Genomic DNA, 22,470 nt, shown 5'->3' with positions numbered 1-22,470 from the left:
TAAAATACTTGGGTATTGAGATATGGCTTTACCTACTATCGCAATGATCTTATCTCCGACTATATGACCATAGGTATCATTAATACGTTTAAAGAAATCAATATCTAACAGAATAATAGAGTAGGGTTTAAAGCCTGTTGGATGTTGCGTATCGTTGATGAGCTTTGATGTCATATCATGAAAAGCACGGCGGTTAAATAAACCAGTTAGATAGTCACGATTAAGCACGTTCACAAGCTTCTTATGTCGATGATTAAGCAGTAGCAATAGAATAACAATTATTGTAGCTAGACTTAAAACTAAAGCTAACAAGCTATAGAGAAGTGTATTGGTCGGGCGATGGAGTTCATCACGGGAAATTCCCGAGACAATAGCCCAATCAAGGTAAGGGTAATAAATATAAAGGACGTCTTTTTGATAGGTATTATTGTCCATCGTAATTTGATAGGAATAATCTTCAACATTTGCAGAATGAAAGATCGTCTCTGGTGAACCGTTAACTAGGTTCATTTGTAAACTGTAACTGTGTGCTGATTGTTGGATCTTTTTAAGTAAGCCGTCTGCATTTTCACCAATTAAACTACGAATGTTTTCTCCTTCATAACTAGGATGGAGAATAAGCTCACCAACTAAGTCAATGACATAAACGTAACCGGTTTTGCCATATTGATACTTATTTAATTTATCTTTTAGAATAGTTTTATCAATGAAGTGTAAAAGCTCATTTTTATAAGCACTGGCAGAGATAACAAAGTCCAACTCTTCTACATAAATAGAATAAGCCAGTTTTCTGCGTGGTTTCTCTTCACCAGGATTTGTCCATAAGTACTCAACAAAATGATCATTATTATCAATTTGCTCTTGAATGTGGCGATACTCACTGACGTTACGACCTTGAAAAATAGGATGATACACCAATTGGCCTTTAGAGTTTAAGATATAAGGGTAGCCAGTATCACCAATTTTATTAGAGTTAATGTAATCTTGAATTAACGTGTTCTTTTGTTCTTGCGTTAAAAAAGACGAGGTCTGAATTTGAGTAATAAACTTAGCAGAGGTAGTCACAATACCTCTTAGGTAACGCTTAATTGACTCATTAAGTGCGGTATCAACAATATCATAACTGGCTTCAATAGAGTTATTGAACGCTTTAAATGAAGAGCTGCGGATTGTTTTTTCAACCGTTTGAAAGCTTTGAATGCTAAACGTTAAAGAGATTGCGGCAATACCAATTAATAGTAGAATTAAAATAGGTTGTAAAAAGCGTAAATGATGAAAACGAGATTGAGGCATGAAATAAGTCCTATTAACAGTATGCTGATTCTATTTTAAAAGACGCTAACTAGCAAGTTGCTCTGTTTTTACACGCTTTGATCGAAAAATGGTCAAACGATTGATAATAATAAAAAAAGACTTGCAGAGTAAAAAAGAACTCGATATTATCCATATCGTCCTCAAGGAGAAGTAAGTTACTTCCCAGTTAACGATTTGCCCGCTTAGCTCAGTTGGTTAGAGTACTTGCATGACATGCAAGGTGTCACTGGTTCGAGTCCAGTAGCGGGCACCACATTATACGAAAGAGCCCACCTAGTGTGGGCTTTTTTGTGTCTGTAATTCCTTGTTTTATCAATCATTTAGCTGTTTTGGTGTCCGTAAGCGTCCATTAGTGTCTTGTAAAATCCACGGTTTGAAGTAATCTCTGAAGTAACCTTTTTAAAATTGTGTGCTTTCGAGGTTACTTCAGAGGTTCAAATGGCTATAAAAGTACAGCCCTTAACGGCGACCCAAGTTAAACAAGCAAAACCAAAAGATAAAGAATATAACCTAGGTGATGGTGACGGTTTATCTTTAAAGGTAAAACCAATAGGCACTAAGTTATGGCGCTTTTCTTATTATCATCCAATAACAAGAAAACGGCTTAATTTAGCTTTAGGTAAATATCCAGATATCTCACTTGCTAAAGCAAGAAGTAAAGCTATTGAAGCCAGAGAGATACTTGCCGACGGTATTGATCCGAAAGAGCATCGAGATAATACACTTCGTGAAAAACAACTAGAGTTATCGAATACCTTACAAGCGGTATTTGATGATTGGCTTGAAGTAAAGAAAACAAGCATTAAAGAACAAACAGCCAAGAAATTAAAACAACGAATAGAGAAGTACCTTTTACCTGATCTTGGTAAATTCCCGCTTGGTGATATTACTGCACCACAAGCTATTAAAACCATTAAGCCAATTGCAAATCAAGGTAAGTTAGAAACGGTAGGACGATTGTGTCGTAATTTAAATGAGATCATGACCTTTGCTGTGAATACTGGTGTTATAGAACACAATAGACTTGCTGGTATTGGGAAAGCGTTTGAAACAGCCAAAGTTACTAACCAGGCATCGCTAGATCCTAAAGATCTACCGGAGCTGTTAAAAACGATTAATTACGCATCTATTAAGCCCATCACACGCTGTTTGTTAGAATGGCAGCTTCATACCATGACAAGACCAGCCGAGACTGCTGGTGCGCGCTGGGATGAAATAGACAAAGAAAAAATGCTTTGGGTTATTCCTGCTGAACGAATGAAGAAGGGAAGAGTTCATACCGTCCCATTAACAAAGCAAACATTAGATTTATTAGAAACGATTGATTTTATTACAGGTGAGAGTGAATATATTTTCCCTGCTGATAAAAGCAATAAAAATCACATAAATAAAGAAACAGCTAATAAAGCATTGGTGCGAATGGGATTTAAGGGAAGACAAACTTCTCATGGCCTACGAGCATTAGCTAGTACTACCTTAAATGAACAAAACTTCGATGCGGATATTATTGAAGCGGCACTCTCTCATGTTGATAGAGATAAGGTTCGAAGTGCTTATAATCGCACAGACTACCTTGAACGACGTAAGGTTCTAATGAAGTGGTGGAGTGACCATATCGAAGAGGCGGCTACTGGTAGCTTATCTATGAGTGGTAAGAAGGGACTTAAGGTTGTAGGTTAATAGAAAACATATAGGGAAGGATAGTTCATTCATCCCTATTAAATATAATAAATGAAAGATATTGTAACTCTGATGGTTTTATTGAAATATTAATTCGATGTAATTAGGATTAACTAATATATTTTAGGTAGATCTAATATTATGTGATTTTTAAATTTTATATTGTCTTTATAAGTTTTTTATTATAAAAATTTACGGTACATGTCGGGAATTTAAGTGCTTTCACCTTTCATAATATTAATCGCTTAAGTATTGATAACTTTCCCGTCAGTACTTATAACCTCTTGATTGATTGATTGATTGATTGATTGATTGTATAAGTATGGCTTATATCATAGGTGTCGAATGAAGTTATTAATAATATATGTCACTTTAAATTAAAATTAATCCCATTTTCTTCAAGTATCGATGATAAATATTTAACTCTTTCCTTTTCTTTGTCTAACTCAAATTTTAATGTTTCCAATTGAATGGCTGTTAAATTGTTTAATTTAATCTGTTTGTTGTTTTTTATTATATTTTTTTCTTCTTGATAAACTCCTGTAATTAATTTCTCCAATGTATCTTTTATGGTTGAACCCTTAGATAAAAAATTTAGTTTACTTTTAATAGCTACATCTAACTCAAAGCTATAAGACTTTATTCTATTATTACTATCTCTTTTTTGCTTTTTATGCCATGCACCATATAGTTGTCTCCATAATTCTCGGCCTTCAGCATTCTTTTCTAATGCAGAAACTAATTTATCAAATCGTTCTGTTTTTGGAATATGAGCCTGAACACTGAAAATGTTCCCTATATCTAGATAAGGGGCCAGAGTAAAAAGATGGTCATGTCTTTTACTTAAGTAACCTTGTAACCATGCAATATGTTCTTCGTTATCAAAATTAAAGTGATTAAGTTTTTTAGTCATAATTAATACTAGGCATGCAGCTTAAAGCTATAAATGAGTGACTATGATAGTAAAGGAACATAATAACTAAATCACTTTTTTAGACTATGTCTGTGGACTATGTCTAAAATTACATTCTGATTTACCTGTAATATGGGGTGTATAGAGAACAATTTGAGGTTTTAATGTGTATATACAGTCGCTTTTATTGACCATTAAAGGGTTATCTCCGGAAGGTAAGTATCTTCTTGTTCAACTGATTAGATATTTTGATATCTACAATCCAATTGATAGTAGTGCTGTTCAGCTAGCCAAGCTATGTGGTGTATCTAGAAAGGTTATAGTGCCATCAATGGTAGTACTATCAGAGGCTGGGCTTATTGCTATTACCAATAAAGGAAAAGTAAAAAAGGCATATCAGTTTTCAATTGGTTTTTTCGAGGCTCTTGAAGTAATAAAAAAATACAGACAGCCTTTATCTTATAGCAAGGCTCTGATTGATGAGTTGCTTGATTCTAACTGTGAGGAGCATGATTCATTGAATGTATCTCATAAGCTCTTATTGAGCCTGTTGCTAGCACAAGCTGATAGCTTTGGCATCGTGCATGATTTCAGTATTGCTGATATTTCTAAATTTACAGGAATGAAACGAGAAAGAGTACGTACTCAGATTAGAAAGTTAATGACGCTTAAATATATTATTTATAGAGTTTCTGGTATTAATAATGATTTACTCTTAGGAAAGAAAAAAGGTTCGTTTTATCTTGATTTAGATTGTAATTTTAGAGCTTCTATTCCTGAACAAGATAAAGTTGAGAATGTAATGCACATCAATAATAATAATTTTTACAATGTTGAGATTTTGATCCGTGAAATGTTAAGGACTAATGAAAAAAAAGACGTCAAATATAAACAACATAATTTACATGATTTATTCTTGGATGACTTGTGGTTTAAAACCATTTCAAAAATATTGCCTGCTAAAAATCTTGGTGATAAATATGGTGGTTATTTTCAATATGCATTGGAGAAATATACCTGCCACATGCTTTCAAAATATAGTGAAAAAAGGTGTTTGCTAATTGAAGAACGTGAGGTTGTAAAAATAAGGCGATTAAAGTCATTATTTTTAGCCAATAAACTAGATGGGGCTATTAGTGATAAAGATGTCGATAATTTATTATTTTACATTTCGATGTTGGTATCAAATCAATATTTAGAGCTTATTGATAGAGAATGGTGTAAACATGATGGTAAGCAATATACTTATCAAATAAAAATATTAAGTAATAATGTGAAGGTGTTATCGAGATGTGCTAATAATAATGTTTTTCCAGAGTGAAATATTTCAGTTTTTTGTAAGTGTAACCCTTATGGTATCAACTCTTAGTGTGGAGATGAAGAAAATTAATGCTACGGTTATTAATATTATATAGTTTATTCATTCTACCTAATGCATCGTAATCATAACTACAATAATTAACAGTAACCATTGTACCTATGAACTAAATAATCATAGGTAAAAAACAATGGGAAGTAACAAGAAAAAATTAATAAATACCTTTCAAGGTATGAGAGTACAAACGGATTGTGGTGAATTAGATGAAAAGTATTTAATCAAAATTGATGAAACTATTAAACTGGCTTTGAATGCGTACCCTAGAACTTCTGCTATGCGTGTTGATTTACGCTACCCTGAAGATTATACCGTAGTTGAAAATAACCATATTTCTAAATTTATTGCTTCTTTTAAAGCCATCATTCGTGCTGACTTAAAAAAAAAGAAGAGAGGAAAATCTACACCTAGGTTTATATGGGTAAAAGAACAAGACTCTTCTAATCATCCTCACTATCACATTGTGGTATTTCTTAATGGAAATGTTTACAGTCATCTTGGGTATTTTACAGCGAAAGAAGGAAATACTGCGGCAAGAATAAGGCAAGCATGGGCTAGTGCATTAGGTGTTCATATTATTGATATAGACGGTGCTATTTATTTTACAGATAATGCTACCTATACTCTGAATAAAACAGACTCTAATTATAAAGCGCAGTATGATGACCTTTTTTATCGCTTAAGTTATTTTGCAAAAAAGGCAACAAAACGTTATGGCAATGGTGGTAAGAACTTCGGCAGTAGCCGTAAATGAGATAAAAAAAAGAAAGGCATTACCGCCTTTCTTTTCTTATGTTAATCAGTAAAACGATAATCCCCTTCACTGGATGAAATAGTAATTTCAATGACGTTACAGACGCTGGTAGCTACGTAGCCTGTTGTTTGTCCGAACGCTAACCTAACAGGCTCATAAGGATGCCATGTTGTTCCTTGAGCCTTAACGTTGCTCTTGTTCGGATTGTAATCAGGGTTACTGAGATTATTTAATAAATCATCCGATTGACTGTATTTATCTTTCTTTACTTTAACTGTGGGGGTTTTAGGCCAAGCTAAAGGACAATTACCTCGATTCACTTCAACTTTATTAATCACAACATCATCAAAATGAGAAGTCACAAAGAGCTTTGTTTTTGTACCGTAATGAGTATCTATATTTTTATATTTAATACTGAATCCATCCGTCTGTGCAACGGTACTGAATGAGGTGGTGACGAGTAATGCTAGTAGTAATTTACGCATGTTATTTTATCCATTCTTGTTTAAGACTCTCAGCGAGATCTTTATTGTTGATAAGAAACATCGGAATACGAGAGTATTTGTGAGCTTCTAGAGGGGCGTGACGCATAACAGAAACAATCATGTCGTCATTGGTCATCACAGGTTGGAATATCCAATCTTTGGCTTCGCTGTCACGTACGATGGTAAGCTGATTATCGGCATTGATGTACCAAGTGAAACCACCTTTAATATTTCCATTTACATACCGACCTGTATCGCCTATCTCATCAAAAGAGAATTCAATCAGAGAGACGTTAGCGGTAGGGCTATTCTCTGCATCATCAATTAACCAATAGACTTCTTTACCTTGAAACATAGAAGCTGTTGCTGGGATGAAGTTGAAGTTCACTGTATTGGTATTTTCATCAATAATAGATGCATCAGTGGTGGCGAAATCCATAGCACCGTCGCTGGTGACTATCAGTGAAAAGTCGTGACTAAAATAGATAAACTCTTCTTCAAGTTCAGTGCCTTTAGCGGTATAGGTGTTGTTTGTGATGCTGATAGGTAAGTCAGCAATGTGCTCCCCTTGGCTGGTGGTAGCGGTCAACGTATTGTCTTTAAATACCATCTTGCTATACAAATCATGCTCAAACCAAAACTCATTAGTACTGAACTGATAGAGAGTGGTATCTGCTAAGTATCGAGTTAATGTTGGTGGCATAGGGGTACTGTTGCCACTTGCATCAATCACAATATTATTAAGGTTATTTCCAGCGTTTACTAGTTCATCCACCTTGTTATTGATGGTAGTCACTCCTTGCGTGATGGCTTCTTTGTTCTTTATGGAATTAACCACAGTATCATTGAGTGTAGTCATACTACTGCGAGCCAATAAATGAACTTGCTCTGCGGTAGCATTTGTCTCTTTTGCTTTGACGTAATCCGAATTAATCAATGTTGTGTCATAACCTAATTGAGCGGCAAGAGTCTCCATTGTGATGTCATTGATTTTTGCTAAGGTTGTAAAAGGGGTAATGATTGTCGTGCTTGTATCTGCCATCAATTCATAGCTTTGTGTTAAGCGTCCACCTTTATCTAAATCATACGTTTGACCAGCAATTGCTTTTATTATGATGGGATGTGTTAGCTGTGATGAATCGATTGTTAGTTCACCTCTCTCTGAAGTAACCCCAACGAATTCATTTTCATCAGCGATGTTATTGTTGTTTCTATCGATATAGACAGACGCATTAGCAAGGTAGCCATCAATGGCTTTAATGGTTGATGTGGATACTGTCGAGTTTGAATCATCACTGCTGTTACAACCTGAGAGTGATAAGGCAATCAATGAGCCAAGTAAAGAAGGGGTAATTTTCATTATGTTATTTCCAATAAGGGATAATTAAACCAATAGGATAAAGAGTGCAGCGACACCTTATGACGCAGCACTGATGGAATTGTGATTTAAGAAAGCACTATTTTCCGTTTCTCTGTTGGTAGGGTGTCGATAAGGGCATCAAGCAATACTTGAAGGTGGTAGTGATATCGAGCTGAGTAATAAATTGGGGTAGGAAAGGACTCTGAGCAAGACGCCGAAAGTCGGTGCTTTATGGTATTGGCTTGATGGATTAGGTAATGCTGTAGTGGTGGATAGGGCTCATTTAGTAGTGTGTCCCAATGTCGTCCTTTCATTGCTCTGTCGGCTTGATTAATTGCAACCACTATTCTTTCTATGGGGAAATAGGGCAGTAGAGTGTGGTTGATCAGATTAATGGCGGTTCCTATATCTCGGCTTGATCCATCAATCACTATTACGACCATATCGATAAATGCATAATGGTTATCTTTGTAAGGGTAGGCGTATTGAAGCGTATTAATGATTTCTTTTTCATATAACTGTTCATTTTTTAATGTGAGTGAGTCAGGGGGAATAGGCTCCCACATCCGTAAATGTGGATGAATACGATAAGCATGCATCTTTTTCATATCAGGTAACGTTGGGTGTTTGTTTGCTCGCTTACGTAATTTTTTTGGTAGTAACGCTTGTAACGTGGTGGTTTTCCCTGAGCCTGTTGCTCCGACAATCAGTACATCAATGGGATGAGTATCTAAACGACGAGTCGTAAGGTGCAGTTGTTGCTCTTGTGTCGTTGTTAGCATAATACCTTCATAATCTAAACAGGCTGCGTAGACCACCAGAAATTGCGCCTAATGTCCCTCCAATTAAGGCTCCAATCAGCTCTCCTGTACGACCAAAGACAAAACCAATATCAGAGCCGATATCAGCACCATGATGAATAGAATCCATAATTCCCTCCCATAAATGATGTCGTGTCTTCTGATTGTAATCACAATGTTCATCATCATACTGCCATGCACTCTGCTTGGTTGATAATGTGCGATTAGCCAAAATGACTCTTTTATTTTTTGGTGTATGTTCAACGATGAGCAGCAATAGCTTAGAGAGGTTGTAAGGGAGTTGTTGATGCTCACCATCATGAAACCCTGCGACATAATAGATAGGAGAGATGGTTAGTTTGCTTGATTCAAATAACCTCTGTTTGAGTGACACTATTTTATCATCAAGAAAGGCGGCTGAAGCTGGGGTTGGGTGATTGTTATCGTAGTCCCATGCATCCCTTCCTTTTTGTGCAATATCCGCTTGGTTAATTGCAACTAAAATTCGCTCATTTGGATTATCTCCTATTGAGGGAAGAATAACGTTGTTGATAAGTGTCACTGGCGTCCCTAAATCACGAGTGCTGCCATCAATAATCACCAGCACTAAATCTATCAATAATTCACCGTCCTTTGTTCTCTCTTTTAATTTCTGTTTAATGGCTTTGGCATGTTGCTTGTCATTGGTATAGCCATCACCTAATCCTGCACTATCCCACAACACCAAATTATGCAGAGTGTAGGCTGTGATGTTTGACGTTTCAGGAGAGCTACTTGTGCCAACGGTTGCTATATCCATATTGAATAACGCGTTAATGGTTGAGCTTTTCCCTGCACCTGTTGCACCAACAATCATGATGTTTAGTTGGGTGGTCTTTAATGTGTTGAGGTTACGAAGTAATAGGTTTTGGGTATTTGGATTAAGACTGGCGAGGTTAATATCTTCTTCAAGCTGTAAGAAGAGATTGGGTGGTTTATTCATTGGAAGTCCTTATATCAGGAAAAGCGATAAGTTTCGCGTAAAAATAACAGTAGTGCACCTCCTTATGACGAAAACTCATAAGGAATAAAATAATGAAATTCATTAAGTTAAAAGAAGTAATGGCAATGACTGGATTAGGTCGTTCAAGTGTCTATAAATTTATGAATGAAGGGCGTTTCCCTGGCACTGTTAAGTTGGATATAGATAAGAGAGGGGTCCGCTGGGTGGAACATGAAATAGAAGAGTGGATGATGGAGAAAGTTGCATTGCGAGATGCATGCACCGTTCGTTAAGTTATGTATAACTGTATACAGAGTCGTAATTGGCTCTGTAGTTAACCTCAATGAGCATGTGTTTTATGTGATGATTGAACCTCCCCCCATTCTTTATTAAGGTATTGCTGTAAGGTAAATTCACTCGGGTAGGTAAATGAAAAGGTAGATACACTTACTTGAATGATGTGATGCAGACATATTGAGTATGTAATGACTTCTTCTTTTGTTTGATAAATAAGATAAAGCCATTCACCTTGTTGAACTAAACCAAGGGGCATAACCTCTTTTATTTTTTTTGCTTGTGTTCCTTCTGTGTAGGTAAGTGACAGTAATCGGTTATGAAACAAGGCATAACTGATTGGCTCAAAGATATGAGAAGGTATGCATAGGAATGATTGCGTAAAGGAGTCATTGACAACGCCTATTTTATTTACCCACTGACGTTCTTTAGAGTTCGCATTTTCAGGAAGAAAAAGTCGTTTTGTATCAGAGAGTATATTTTCCATTGAAGCAGTCAGTGTCACGGGTAATAAATAACGTAAGTAATGGGTTGCTAAGTATAATAAAAGGGCATCTTGTCTATGCTCTGATAATAAAGAGCTTGAACGACGAGTATATCCATAAGGTTTGTCTCGATTATCCATTTCAATGTCATCAAAGAATTGAACCATATCCGCTAAGTTACGCTGTATAGATCTTTCACTGCGATCAATGCCGATATTAGTTAATTGCTGTTGGATCTCTTTTGCGGTGGTTTTACGATGTTTCGGTATGCGCTTATAAATTTCTAGAATTAATTGAAGATAATGTTGTGAACGGTTTGGGGCATTCTTATTCATTCGCTTAACTTGTTGAGGGTAATTGATAGGGAGTGTATCTATGGCTGCGTTGACTTATGTCGTAGCGATAGTGATCTTAAAAATAAGTGAGTGGTGGATAATTGAGAAGGAGTGATATTGCTCTGTTAAGCACATTGAGATTACAAGTGTTAGTCCTTCTAAAGCCGCATAGAGCAAGGGTTTTAAGGTGAGAGACGAAGACCTTTACCTTTTCAATAATCTAATGGTGTAGCCTCATTTATCTTGTGATAAAGGGATGACGATTTCCCCTAATGGAACGTATTTCGCTTTGTTGTATTTATTCCCAAAGACAATCTTTTCCACACACCAACCATGATAAAGATAATCCACATTCGTTAAGCCAGAGCCTTGCCCTATACCGTAGTTATTACGATGCTCACAGCTTTGCTCTTTATCGTTTAGAAATACCGTATCAGGATGATCCAAACAGGCTTTACGCAGTTCAGGGAATAATCGTCTGGTATGGGTAGACCATGCTAAAATAATGGTGCGAAGGGTTTTGGTGTGATGCTCTCCTGAATGCGGCTCACTGCGTTCTTTATCGTATTCGGTATAAGTAGCTACGATCACGCCTTTCGTCCATTCAGGTATGACTAGAGCTGCTTGAAATGCCTTTTCATTGGCTTGATGTGCTTGCCATTCTTTTTCTTCTTGCTCACGTTTGGCTTGCTCTTTATCTCGCTCTTGTTGCTTCGCAAGTTCAGTGGCTTTGATGGTTTGGTTTCGAGCATCAGTTATAAACTCGATATCAAAATGATAGGTTCTAATGAGTGTGATTAATTGTTGATGATTAGCATCATTACGTAACCACGGCTTATCTGTATCGAGGTGATGTTTTTCATGATATTCAAGCGTACTAAGACAATGATCAGCAAAGCCTACATCATTGCCACCACAACCTAAATCTAATCGACATTGGTGTTCATCCCCATTTTCAAATGTCACCGTTACATTGGTTTTGTCGTAACCGCCTAATGGTTTTTGTTTAGCTACGTCCAATGCTTTACGCTCAAAGTCCATGAAGTCATACAACTGACCTCCATTGAACTCATTGGATTCAGACCAATTGACTAAGACAGAGAAGGGATTAAGGGTGGGTATTATTTGTTTATTCATGAGTTAGTTATCCTGATTTTTAAGCATAAAAAAACCGCAACCAAAAGGCTGCGGCATGATGTGATTGATATTGAAATAAGGAGGATGATTAAGATACGTTGATTTCTATTTCGTCATACATTCCCATATCGGCATAAGCCAGAAAGTTATGCTCCCATAATTGATACAACTCCTTAGCGGCACCGTCATCTTTGATGGACGAATAACGTCCTAAATAGCTGGCAAACCATTCTTCACTTAGAAAATCAAAATCTAATTCTTTGGCTAATTCAGGATAATGATTACCCACAAAAGCAAAGTTAGTGATGTAGGCATAGTGCCATGTGTTATTTGCTTCTTTGGTTAAAGCAATCTCAACAGGATGAAAACCACCACTTTCAGCACTGTAGCTTTTATCTCGAAAATTGAAGATGACACTGTTTGTTTCCTCTAAGCCAGAATGCAATTCAGGGCGTTGATTAAATGCATCAACAAGGCATTGGTTCAGCTTGCTTGATACTGGCAATAACGTAGGAACAAGGTTAGTGGTGGTAATGATGGTTTGTAATTCAGACACGGTGTGTCCTCCTATGATTTAAATAAGATAGTGACAAAAAGTAATAAATTGGAAGCAGATGAGGTTAAGTGCGTATCTCGTTAGCAGAGATATCATCAAAGTGTTGGTTTCGAAGTTGACGACAAAAGGCGAGTGCCCATGAGGTAAATAGGTCGATGACTTGCGGCCTTGCAAGCTCACAGCCTTGAATATCAGGTTGATAGAACCAACCACGTTTAAAGTTAAAGTACAGCTCAGGTGCAACGTTTGGGCTGTGTTCATCGGGATAGGAAAAGCTGGCAATAAATACCAGCTTCCAAATATGACGATTAATGTCGTCTCGCTCAAAGCGCATTTCTACAGGGTGCAATCCCTCACGTCGATGGTAATAGCTGGTGTCTCGAAAGTTCACTGAAAGTCGATTGATGTCAGTACGAAGTGAAAAACTATCTAAGACTACTTCAAGATGACGATGCAGACTTTTGGGTAATGCTAGGTCTTTACCGTGAACAAGTAATTCTCTTTTCATTAGATAAGCCCTCGCTCTGCAAAAGAGACACAAGGTGAGCCAACCACCACATGGTCAAGTACTCGAATATCTAATAAATTTAATGCATCCACTAATTTAGTGGTAATGCGTTTATCGCTCCCTGATGGTTCCGCAATCCCCGAAGGATGGTTGTGGGCAAATATCACCGCAGCGGCATTGGCATATAATGCTGCCTTTGCGACTTCACGAGGATACACGCTGGCAGAATCGACAGTGCCATAGAACAGCTCTTGATAACTAATGAGTTGATTTTGATTATCCAGAAACAGCACAGCAAACACTTCACGCTCTTGGTGGCCTAATTTCATGGATAGATAATGTTTGGTGTTAGTCGGATCTGTGAATGAGTTTTCACGTTGATATTGGTGCTCTAGTAATTCAGCGGCTTTTTCGAACACTTGATTTGCCGTTAAAGGCTCATTAACGACATAAGTGAGGTTGGATTGTTTTTGCATGTAAAGCTCCTTTAAGGCATTCGTTTTGGATATGCATAAAGGTGATATATATGTGAGTTATTTTTGAATTGGAGTTAATGGTAGGAAGTAGTAATTGTAAGATCAAAAGAAATAATAGTACTTGCTAGATTAAGGGGAGAGGGAGTGTAAGCCAAAAAGATAGTGATTTATCGTGAACTATCTCGGAAAGTAACTGCACTACGATCAGGGATAAGTAAGGGTGATTAAAAGTAGAGGGTTATTGGTACACCAATGGTTGTACAAGTTTTAAACAGAATGAAGACAAAATAAATAGATAAAAGGATTGTATTTTTGTCTTCATTATCTAATTGATCTTAAATGGAAAAATCATATTTTCGAGAAGCGTTAACTGCCATGCAGCCGATTAATCCACCAGCTAATAAAAATAAAAATGAGTATTTAGATTTATTACTATAAGCCAGTAAGAGTCCCGCAGCAGCACCTAAGCCTACTCCCTGAAGTTGCTCACTTGTAGAACTTCCAGAGAGAACACTAGAAGCTAAGTGTTCACAGTTAAAACTAAGAATCCCGTAGTGCTTAGCTTGTGAGATAAGTTGTTCTGCTTGGTGTAACAATTCATTTTGTTTTTCTTTACTTAATTGATTTAATATTACTTTTATTGGTTTCCCCGCTGAATATTCATCTAATGTACAGATCTGTACATTACCATCAGGGCTGTTGTGAAGTACTCGATCACTGCCAAGATATATGCCTGCATGCTCTACAAACAATTTTGATCGGTAAAGTAAGTCACCTAAGTTCAGTTTATTCTTCATAATTTTCCTTTTTTGATTTAAAGTATACAAACTCAATTAATGCTGAGTTATGCGTTAAACGTATATTGATGCAGTTAATCTATATGCATGCACTGATTTTATCAAGTGCTATTTTGTGATTGGTGAAAAAAATGAAAGATAAAATGGTTTCATATTCATCCGTTCTTGGTGTTGTCATTGCTAATAAACGAAAAGAATTAAGTATTGAACAGAGTGTTTTGGCAGAAAAAATGGGGCTGTCACAAGCAAGCTATAGCCGCTTAGAATCTGGGAAGTCAACTTTTTCTGTAGATCAAATGTTTGAGTGTGCCCAAGCATTAGATATACCTGTCGAAAGTTTGTTTAACTTAGTTGTAAATACGGTTGGAAACTTACAATCAAATGATGATGTTTTAGTTCAGGCACAGCCACGAGGTAATACAACAAAAGCAAAAACTGCGAGTGGAAGTGGGGTCGGAACATTTATCGCTGGTGCTGCACTAGGCGCATTGATCATCGGCCTTGCTGGTAAATCTAAGTAGTATCGGTAAAGTAACTCTTTGTATAATAAATAAGTTTACGCAGTAGTTATGTCTAATGCTGCGTATTAAATAAAAGTAATATTGTTAACTCAAAGCTCTATTACTTACAGTTCTTATTATAGAACTTATTAGATTTTAAATAGGATCGTTATGGATCACTCAGTACACAACAAACTTATCTCATTTATCTGGTCTATTGCAGACGACTGCCTACGTGATGTTTATGTCCGTGGTAAATACCGTGATGTTATCTTGCCTATGGTGGTATTGCGTCGTTTAGATACTTTATTAGAGCCAACTAAAGATGCAGTTTTGGCAGAGGTGAGGTTTCAAACTGAAGAAATGGAAGCCACTGAGCTTGATGATGCGCCATTAATGGCGGAATCTGGTTACGTGTTTTATAACACCTCAAGATGGACGCTAAAAAGCTTACAAAGCACCGCAACTAACAATCAACAAATCTTGTTGGCGAATGTTGAAGAATACTTATTTGGCTTTAGTGACAACGTTAAAGAGATTATTGCTTGCTTCGATCTACAAGCAAAAATTCGTCACATGGCGAGTAAAGACGTATTGCTAGATGTACTGGAGAAGTTCGTTTCACCAAACATCAACCTTACTCCTAATGAACAGATTGATCCTGATGGCTATAAGCTACCGCCTGTCAGTAATTTAGGCATGGGTTATGTGTTTGAAGAGCTTATTCGTAAGTTCAACGAAGATAATAATGAAGAAGCGGGTGAGCACTTTACTCCACGTGAAGTAATTGAACTAATGGTTCATTTAGTCTTTGATCCGATTAAAGGCGGCTTGCCAGATCCTTTGACAATTTATGACCCTGCATGTGGTAGTGGTGGCATGCTAACCGAAGCGCAAAATTTCATTGAAGAGAAGTACCCAGTTAAATCAGAGAATCGAACTTCTAAGCGCGATATCCGTCTTTACGGCAAAGAGATCAATGATGAGACTTACGCTATCTGTAAGTCAGATATGATGATCAAGGGTAATAACCCTGAGAACATTAAGATTGGTTCGACCTTGTCTACTGATGAGTTTGCAGCCAATCGTTTTGATTTCTGCTTGTCTAATCCACCTTATGGGAAAAGTTGGGCTAGCGAGCAGAAGAACATTAAAGATGGCACTGATGTTATCGACTCTCGTTTCCGTGTTCCGTTAAACGATTACTGGGGTGAGCCAGCTAAGGATGGCTTTGTTGATGCCACGCCGCGCTCTAGTGATGGACAGTTGCTGTTCCTTATGGAAATGGTAAGCAAGATGAAATCAACGGCTCACAGTCCGTTGGGCGCTCGCATTGCATCAGTACACAATGGCTCTAGTTTATTTACTGGTGACGCAGGTTCTGGAGAGAGCAATATTCGTCGCTACATCATTGAAAACGACATGCTAGACGCTATCGTGCAAATGCCAAATAACCTGTTCTACAACACAGGGATAACGACTTACATATGGCTATTAAGCAATAACAAACCAGAAGACAGAAAAGGCAAAGTACAATTAATTGATGCTAGTCTGCTGTTTAAAAAGCTGCGCAAAAACTTGGGCGACAAGAACTGCGAATTCCTTCCAGAGCATATTGCTCAAATAACTCAGGCTTACCTATGTGGCAAGTCGATTGAGCGAACAAAAAACGACAATGATGAACCTATTGGACTAGCCTCGAAAGTGTTTAATAACAAAGATTTTGGCTATTACAAAGTCAATATTGAACGACCAGATCGCCGAAGCGCTCAATTCAAGCAAGAACTAATAGAACCACTGCGTTTTGATAAAGCACTACGTGAGCCAATGGAGTACCTGTATGCACAGTATGGTGAAAGTGTTTATCAAAAAGGATTCTTAAAAACCGTTGAAAACACCACTCTTGCTTGGTGTGAAGAAAACGACATTACTTTAAATACCAAAGCCAAGAAGAAGCTATTGGATATCGAAAATTGGTTGAAATTACGCAATATCTATCAAATGGCAGCGGAGCTTCTCACTGAATTTGGCGATAAGCAATACGATAACGTCAATGACTTCAAGGAAGACGTTGATCTTAAAATAAAGAGGCTAACAGAGCTAAAGAAAGCACAGAAACAAGAGGTTATCAAAATAACCCCTGCTGAGAAGAAGACCATTTTAGACGCGGTGAGTTGGTATGACGAAAACGCTCACAAAGTGATTAAAAAGGTGGTTAAATTTAAGCAAGATAAACTTGATGAGCTGTTACAGCACTTAGGTTGTGAACAAGCTGATTTGAGTGACTTTGGCTACTATGCCACGAGTAACAAAAACGAATTTACTACTTACGAGAGTAACTCAGATTTGCGTGACGCAGAATCTATTCCGCTTAATTATGTCTCAACCAACCAAGAAGCTAACACTAATAACAGTGAAATCCACCAATACTTCCTTGATGAAGTACAGCCTCATGTAGGTGAGGCGTGGATAAATCTTGATAGCACTAAAATTGGCTATGAGATTAGCTTTAACAAGTACTTCTATCAGCATAAGTCACTACGCTCAATGAGTGAGGTTGCTAAAGAAATTATAAATCTAGAGACAAAAGCCGAAGGTTTGATTGCTGATATCCTTGGTGTGTCTCTCACTAAAATTCAGGGGTGAAAAATGATTAAAAATTCATTTTTAGAGATGCCTGAGTATAAGCAATATGTAGATTCTGGTATTGATAGAATAGGTAAAATACCTATGGGATGGTCAGTTAAGAAACTAAAGTTTTGCGCTGAAATTAATAGCCGCACTTTGCCTGAAAACACTTCAGCAAAGCGTACGATTAATTATGTTGATATAGGAAGTGTATCGCTAGTAAATGGCATAGAAAAAAGTGAAACATTCACTTTTTCAGAATCACCATCTCGCGCTCGTAGGTTAGCTAAGGCAGGAGATACTATTGTCTCAACAGTACGTACATACCTCAAGGCTATTTCATTTATAGAAGAAGAACATAAGGACTACGTATTTTCTACTGGTTTTGCAGTCTTATCTCCGCGCCTAGAGTTAAACTCCAAGTACTTTGCTAGTTTCATAAAGAGTAATGCTTTTACCCAACAAGTGGATGATATAGCTAAAGGGATGAGCTACCCAGCTATAAACTCATCAGAACTATCAAATATGTATGTAGTTATAGCGCCAGAAAGCTCTCAAGTTGCTATAGCCAATTTTCTTGATAAAAAAACGGCTCAAATTGATGAAGCCGTAGCTATCAAACAGCAACAAATCGAGCTGTTAAAAGAGCGTAAACAAATCATCATCCAACAAGCTGTGACTCAAGGCCTAGCTCCAAATGTACCCATGAAAGACTCTGGTGTTGATTGGATCGGTAGAATTCCAAAGCATTGGGAAGTTAAACGAGCAAAATACTTATTTGATGAAATTGATGAGCGCTCAGTCAATGGCGATGAAGAGTTATTATCGGTATCACATATAACAGGTGTTACTCCGCGATCTGAAAAGAATGTAACCATGATTGCGGAAGATTATAGCGGTTCTAAAACATGTAAAAAAAATGACTTAGTCATGAACATTATGTGGGCATGGATGGGGGCTTTAGGGGTTTCAGAACGACCAGGCATTGTAAGTTCAGCGTATAGTATTTTCCGTCAGAAACCATTGAATATATTTAATCCGGTTTACCTTGAATGGTTACTTAAAACTGTCGGTTATATAGAGCATTACAATAAAGTATCTACAGGGTTGCACTCTTCAAGGCTAAGATTTTACTCTCGAATGTTCTTTGATATGGAAATTGGCTTTCCTTGTCGTAATGAACAAGATCAAATAGTTGCACACGTAGAAGTACAATCTAATAAAATCGACCAAGCCGTAAAATTACAGCTTCAACAAATTGAAAAGCTCAAAGAGTACAAAACAATACTGATCAACAGTGCAGTGACAGGCAAAATTAAAGTGCCACAAAAGCAAGAAAGCATACTCAACTAACAAGGAAGTAAAATGTCAGTATCTGTTGCCAGTACAACGTTAGCGCATATTTTTGACCATCAGGGGATTATAGCCTCTGATGGTTCAACAATTAATGGTCAGCTTTCCATACCTGAGTATCAACGCCCATACCGCTGGTCTGAGGAGCAGATGCTGCGCTTACTGCAAGATTTTAAAGATTATCAATCAGGCTTTAAAAGCAATAAAGATACTCAAAAATGTCCATTTTATTTGGGCAGTATTATTTTGCATCAGCAGGATAATCTGCTCAATATCATCGATGGACAGCAGCGTCTGACCACCATGGCACTGATTGCCTTTTTAAAAGGTGAGTATCAAAATTCAACTCTACGTTATGAAGCACCTGAGAGTCAGCAACAGATTAAACATAACTTGGCTTGGCTGTTGGATAAACGTGAGCAAATTGCCAGTATTGATTTTTCATTAGTTAATGTCACATTGGTTGTGACTAATAATGAAGATGAAGCCTATCGCTTTTTTGAAACCCAGAACACTGGTGGAGTACGCTTAAAAGGGCCTGATGTTATTAAGGCACATCACCTAAACGTGATAGACAAGAATACGCCCTCTAAAACTCGCCATTTTGCGGCCTTATGGGAGAGTTTAAATAACATCAATCCTGTGATTGATTTGCTCTTAAGAGGGCGGTATTGGGAGTACTTTAATTTAAAAAAAGACTTAAAAGATCGATCTCGAAGAACAATGCCATTACACCACCAGAAACGCTTGCTTGTTGATGCTGTCGTTGATGAGTTGTCTTCTAAAACAACGGGAGAAGATGTAGCTTTTGGCCGAGTCACACGAACTTACTTCGAGAGTGGTGGTGAGAGTTTATCGCAACCTCAAGTTGGCTATGATTTACGTCAACCACTGAATAGTGGCGCTAATACCATTCATTATCTTCAGTATTTTGAGCAGCTTCGTCAAACCTATCTAGTCGCTAATGAAACTGAAAATATTACAGGAACAGACTTTCACCGTTTCTATCACGAGCTTATATGCAACCTCCATGGTTGTGGTTATCTAAAGCAGCTTTTTGACACGAGCTTATTGTTATATATCAGCCTGTTTGGACAACAATACCTAGAAGTCGCCGCAAAAAAACTATTTAGGGTGGTGTATTCAAGGCGAGTGGAAAACCAAGTTGCAGTAAAAGAAAAATCTGTTCCTGCATTTTTACGTAAAACACCAATATTGGATTGGATAGCAATGAGCTATACGCCTGAACAGTGCTTTTTAAAATTGGATGAATTTCAACTTAACGTAAGTGCTGAAGGCATCATTGAAGCAGAACGATCACCAACGGAACAGAAATCCAGTCGTAAGCAAGATTTTATAAATAAAGTAAAAAAAGAGTTCTCTATCGAAATTGAAACCCAAATAACCAAAGAGCAGTACGCAACTAAATTCTCAAATGACTTTACAGAAAAAGTCAGATTGCTAGGAGGGCAGTAATCTTGTCTACTTTATCTGTTCAGACGGAAATATTGACCTTAGAGAAGATCTTGGTTGATGACTACCAGTTCTCTATTCCTAGTTACCAACGCCCTTATGTTTGGTCTGATGACGATGTATTGCTTCTGTTCAATGATATTAAAGAAGCTTGTAAAAGGTATCATGAGTCAAATAAGCAAACGGATAATAATTACTTTATTGGCACCATTCTGTCATCAGTATTACAGAAAAACGGTGATGCCATCTATGAGTTAATTGATGGGCAGCAGCGCACCACAACTTTGATGCTTATCGCCATTGCTTTTAGTTATGCAGGAGTTAACTCGAAACTTTCAGAATTAGCAGTTTTTAAGACTAGTGATGGAAAAGTAATACCTCGCTTACAATTTGCTATTCGAGAACAAGTTCAACAGCTCCTAGGTGGCTTAGCGGGCCTTAAAGACTATCAAATACCTTCTCAAGAAAAAATAGATAGCAATGACTATCTAAAACAGATCGGTATTGCACTGAATGTATTGACCCAAGAGGTCAAAAAGCTCAATAAAGATCCTGATGTGACTATTGGGCAATTTGCAGAGTATTTTTATAGTAATGTGCAATGGGTTAACAACATAGTTTCGGCTCAAATGGATTTAAACCGTTTGTTTGCGACCATGAACACTGGAGGGGTTCAGTTAGAACAAGCCGATATTCTTAAAGCCAAATTGTTTAAGAAATTGTCTGATAAAGCTCTATATGATGCGATATGGGTTGCTTGTGAACATATGGAGAACTATTTTGAGCGCAATGTCCGGGAAGTTTTTAGCCATTCAGATTGGAATGCTATTGAACCTGAAGACCTAGCTGTTTTTGATACCAATCGCTTTCTGCACTCAGCAGAATTACATAAAGATACAGACCTAGGTTATGAGCAATCAGCAGGGCTTAGTATCGAAGAGTTAGCTGAACAGTTAAACAGAAAAAATGTCCCTGATAATCTTAAGGCAGATGTATTCGAAACATATGATCTAGATGTAGAAACGGTTTATTGCGAGCCGATAATAAAATTCCCACTTTTCTTGATACACGCTTATCGAGTATATCTAGCGGTAAATGACAAAGATGACATAGACGTAAGGCTTCACAGTGATCGTTTGCTGGAAGTTTTTGAGCCATTAATAAATGCTGATGAACAATCTATAAAAGACTTTATTGAAATGCTTTGGCAGGTTCGCTATCAGTTCGACCGCTGGGTCGTTAAATGGGTTAAGCGCGATGATTCTACCGAGTCTCATCTTGGCCTAACCTATCAATCTCGAAGCAAATCTAATGGCAATTACTATATCAATCGCACAGCGAAAGAGCTTAGTGGCATAGTTCTATTGCAAAGTGTTCGTAACTTTACGGGTGAGAGAAGTGCCCAATACTGGATAACCCCTTTTATTACTGAACTAATAAAGAAAAGTATAGGCAGTAAACAAGAAAAGAAAGCTCTCAAGTTACTTGAAAGAATAGACAACAGAATGTCACTTGCTATTTGTTCTCAAAAAGAAGCCAGTTTTAAACAAGCGAAATCGAAAAAGCCTAAAATAATAGAATGGGTAGAAAAGATTCGTTACTTTAGTGAATCGAATGGCACCAGTTTTGAGCATTATTGGTTTCAAAAACTTGAATATCTACTTTGGAAGCATCTCAATAGTTCAGAGTCAATACTGAGCTCTGTAGAGGTTCTAAAATTTAAAAGATATCGAATTACATCAAAGAATTCGATAGAACATATTCACCCACAGAACAATAGTAAGTTATCTCATGATTGGTTACATCATTTTGGTAACTTAGTTTTACTTAGTCCAGGTGAAAATTCTACTTATAGCGATAAGGCTGAAAGTATTAAACGTGCAGAATTTATGAACAAAGAAAGTTATGATTCATTAAAATCCAAACATATCTTTAGCTTGATGGGAGATGGAGGTAATTGGACAAAAGAAAAAATTAAAGATCATCAAGTATATATATTGGATGTGTTAACAAAGCACTATACTGACGAAAAATAAGCGTATAATAATTAATTTGAAGGTAATATAGTATTGATATATAATTAAAAAACTCTTTAGCTTAGGACGAATTCGTCTAGTCGGGTGTTTAGCCAGACTCTAATTTATTGAACGGTTTTATGGTTGCGATAGGTTCGCAACCTGATCTCCTTACTCCGTTCGTCAATCAGGTTGCGAACCTATCGCTTCCTCTAGTAAAGAGCTAGGCCCAAGAGCATTGCTCTTGGGC

At 37.2% G+C, this 22,470-nt stretch carries 21 protein-coding genes and 1 tRNA gene; 10 read left to right on the top strand and 12 right to left on the bottom strand.

Features of this window, described 5'->3' with window-relative positions; translation table 11 throughout:
* A partial coding sequence (locus PVK70_RS16985) for a Cache 3/Cache 2 fusion domain-containing protein (protein ID WP_274441686.1) occupies window positions 1-1,293 on the bottom strand: 1,293 nt, incomplete at its 3' end.
* Between the two features lie 197 nt (window positions 1,294-1,490).
* Here PVK70_RS16985 and PVK70_RS16980 point away from each other — a divergent pair.
* Together PVK70_RS16980 and PVK70_RS16975 are read left to right on the top strand one after the other, a co-directional pair.
* Window positions 1,491-1,567, top strand: a tRNA-Val gene (locus tag PVK70_RS16980).
* A gap of 185 nt (window positions 1,568-1,752) precedes the next feature.
* Entirely contained in the window at window positions 1,753-2,994 is a 1,242-nt protein-coding gene (locus tag PVK70_RS16975) for an integrase domain-containing protein (RefSeq protein ID WP_105054644.1), read from the top strand.
* 367 nt (window positions 2,995-3,361) lie between these two features.
* On the opposite strand, the gene PVK70_RS16970 is transcribed toward PVK70_RS16975, so the two are convergent.
* Window positions 3,362-3,907 (bottom strand): hypothetical protein, encoded by a 546-nt coding sequence (locus tag PVK70_RS16970; RefSeq protein ID WP_105054645.1) that lies wholly within the window; start codon window positions 3,905-3,907, stop codon window positions 3,362-3,364.
* Between the two features lie 166 nt (window positions 3,908-4,073).
* Between PVK70_RS16970 and PVK70_RS16965 the strand changes: the two genes are divergently transcribed.
* Both PVK70_RS16965 and PVK70_RS16960 read left to right on the top strand, forming a co-directional pair.
* Window positions 4,074-5,228 carry a hypothetical protein gene (locus PVK70_RS16965; protein WP_105054646.1) on the top strand — a complete coding sequence of 385 codons (1,155 nt, stop codon included), beginning with the start codon at window positions 4,074-4,076 and terminating at the stop codon, window positions 5,226-5,228.
* Between the two features lie 187 nt (window positions 5,229-5,415).
* Complete coding sequence (locus tag PVK70_RS16960; protein WP_105054647.1) at window positions 5,416-6,036, top strand: inovirus Gp2 family protein; 621 nt, start codon at window positions 5,416-5,418, stop codon at window positions 6,034-6,036.
* Window positions 6,037-6,077: 41 nt separating this feature from the next.
* On the opposite strand, the gene PVK70_RS16955 is transcribed toward PVK70_RS16960, so the two are convergent.
* From PVK70_RS16955 to PVK70_RS16940, 4 genes are all read right to left on the bottom strand, one after another.
* Window positions 6,078-6,521 carry a hypothetical protein gene (locus PVK70_RS16955; protein ID WP_105054648.1) on the bottom strand — a complete coding sequence of 148 codons (444 nt, stop codon included), beginning with the start codon at window positions 6,519-6,521 and terminating at the stop codon, window positions 6,078-6,080.
* A 1-nt stretch (window position 6,522) separates the two neighbouring features.
* Complete coding sequence (locus PVK70_RS16950; protein WP_105054649.1) at window positions 6,523-7,881, bottom strand: hypothetical protein; 1,359 nt, start codon at window positions 7,879-7,881, stop codon at window positions 6,523-6,525.
* 86 nt (window positions 7,882-7,967) lie between these two features.
* Entirely contained in the window at window positions 7,968-8,699 is a 732-nt protein-coding gene (locus tag PVK70_RS16945) for a hypothetical protein (protein WP_130047300.1), read from the bottom strand.
* Window positions 8,671-9,663, bottom strand: coding sequence for a GTPase family protein (locus PVK70_RS16940; RefSeq protein WP_105054651.1), 993 nt, complete (start codon window positions 9,661-9,663; stop codon window positions 8,671-8,673). Before PVK70_RS16940 ends, PVK70_RS16945 begins: the two co-directional genes overlap by 29 nt.
* 92 nt (window positions 9,664-9,755) lie before the next feature.
* Here PVK70_RS16940 and PVK70_RS16935 point away from each other — a divergent pair, with 92 nt between their 5' ends.
* Window positions 9,756-9,956, top strand: a complete 201-nt coding sequence (locus PVK70_RS16935) for an AlpA family phage regulatory protein (protein WP_061036726.1) — start codon at window positions 9,756-9,758, stop codon at window positions 9,954-9,956.
* Window positions 9,957-10,003: 47 nt separating this feature from the next.
* Here PVK70_RS16935 and PVK70_RS16930 read toward each other — a convergent pair whose 3' ends face one another.
* The 6 genes from PVK70_RS16930 to PVK70_RS16905 form a co-directional block, all read right to left on the bottom strand.
* Window positions 10,004-10,777 carry a helix-turn-helix transcriptional regulator gene (locus PVK70_RS16930; protein ID WP_061036725.1) on the bottom strand — a complete coding sequence of 258 codons (774 nt, stop codon included), beginning with the start codon at window positions 10,775-10,777 and terminating at the stop codon, window positions 10,004-10,006.
* Between the two features lie 234 nt (window positions 10,778-11,011).
* Window positions 11,012-11,914: an LPD25 domain-containing protein gene (locus tag PVK70_RS16925; protein ID WP_105054652.1), complete on the bottom strand. Its 903-nt coding sequence runs from the start codon at window positions 11,912-11,914 to the stop codon at window positions 11,012-11,014.
* A gap of 88 nt (window positions 11,915-12,002) precedes the next feature.
* Complete coding sequence (locus tag PVK70_RS16920) at window positions 12,003-12,470, bottom strand: DUF2787 domain-containing protein (protein ID WP_105054653.1); 468 nt, start codon at window positions 12,468-12,470, stop codon at window positions 12,003-12,005.
* 64 nt (window positions 12,471-12,534) lie between these two features.
* Entirely contained in the window at window positions 12,535-12,978 is a 444-nt protein-coding gene (locus tag PVK70_RS16915) for a DUF2787 domain-containing protein (RefSeq protein WP_105054654.1), read from the bottom strand.
* Window positions 12,978-13,454 (bottom strand): RadC family protein, encoded by a 477-nt coding sequence (gene radC, locus PVK70_RS16910; protein WP_105054655.1) that lies wholly within the window; start codon window positions 13,452-13,454, stop codon window positions 12,978-12,980. The genes PVK70_RS16915 and radC overlap by 1 nt, the downstream gene beginning before the upstream one ends.
* A gap of 335 nt (window positions 13,455-13,789) precedes the next feature.
* Window positions 13,790-14,281, bottom strand: a complete 492-nt coding sequence (locus PVK70_RS16905) for a lecithin retinol acyltransferase family protein (protein WP_258132465.1) — start codon at window positions 14,279-14,281, stop codon at window positions 13,790-13,792.
* A gap of 101 nt (window positions 14,282-14,382) precedes the next feature.
* Between PVK70_RS16905 and PVK70_RS16900 the strand changes: the two genes are divergently transcribed.
* The 5 genes from PVK70_RS16900 (at window position 14,383) to PVK70_RS16880 (ending at window position 22,241) form a co-directional block, all read left to right on the top strand.
* Window positions 14,383-14,772, top strand: a complete 390-nt coding sequence (locus tag PVK70_RS16900; protein ID WP_105054657.1) for a helix-turn-helix domain-containing protein — start codon at window positions 14,383-14,385, stop codon at window positions 14,770-14,772.
* Window positions 14,773-14,922: 150 nt separating this feature from the next.
* Complete coding sequence (locus PVK70_RS16895; RefSeq protein ID WP_105054658.1) at window positions 14,923-17,397, top strand: type I restriction-modification system subunit M; 2,475 nt, start codon at window positions 14,923-14,925, stop codon at window positions 17,395-17,397.
* Window positions 17,398-17,400: 3 nt separating this feature from the next.
* Window positions 17,401-18,732: a restriction endonuclease subunit S gene (locus PVK70_RS16890; protein WP_105054659.1), complete on the top strand. Its 1,332-nt coding sequence runs from the start codon at window positions 17,401-17,403 to the stop codon at window positions 18,730-18,732.
* Between the two features lie 12 nt (window positions 18,733-18,744).
* Complete coding sequence (locus PVK70_RS16885) at window positions 18,745-20,208, top strand: DUF262 domain-containing protein (protein ID WP_105054660.1); 1,464 nt, start codon at window positions 18,745-18,747, stop codon at window positions 20,206-20,208.
* A gap of 2 nt (window positions 20,209-20,210) precedes the next feature.
* On the top strand, window positions 20,211-22,241 hold the full coding sequence (locus PVK70_RS16880) for a DUF262 domain-containing protein (RefSeq protein WP_374954009.1): 2,031 nt from the start codon (window positions 20,211-20,213) through the stop codon (window positions 22,239-22,241).
* The last annotated feature ends 229 nt before the right edge of the window (window positions 22,242-22,470 follow it).

This window comes from Aliivibrio sp. A6, from assembly GCF_028765505.1.
GTDB classification, from domain to species: domain Bacteria; phylum Pseudomonadota; class Gammaproteobacteria; order Enterobacterales; family Vibrionaceae; genus Aliivibrio; species Aliivibrio finisterrensis_A.
The sequence above is the reverse complement of the archived record's forward strand: the minus strand, read 5'-3'. Positions and strand labels throughout refer to the sequence as shown.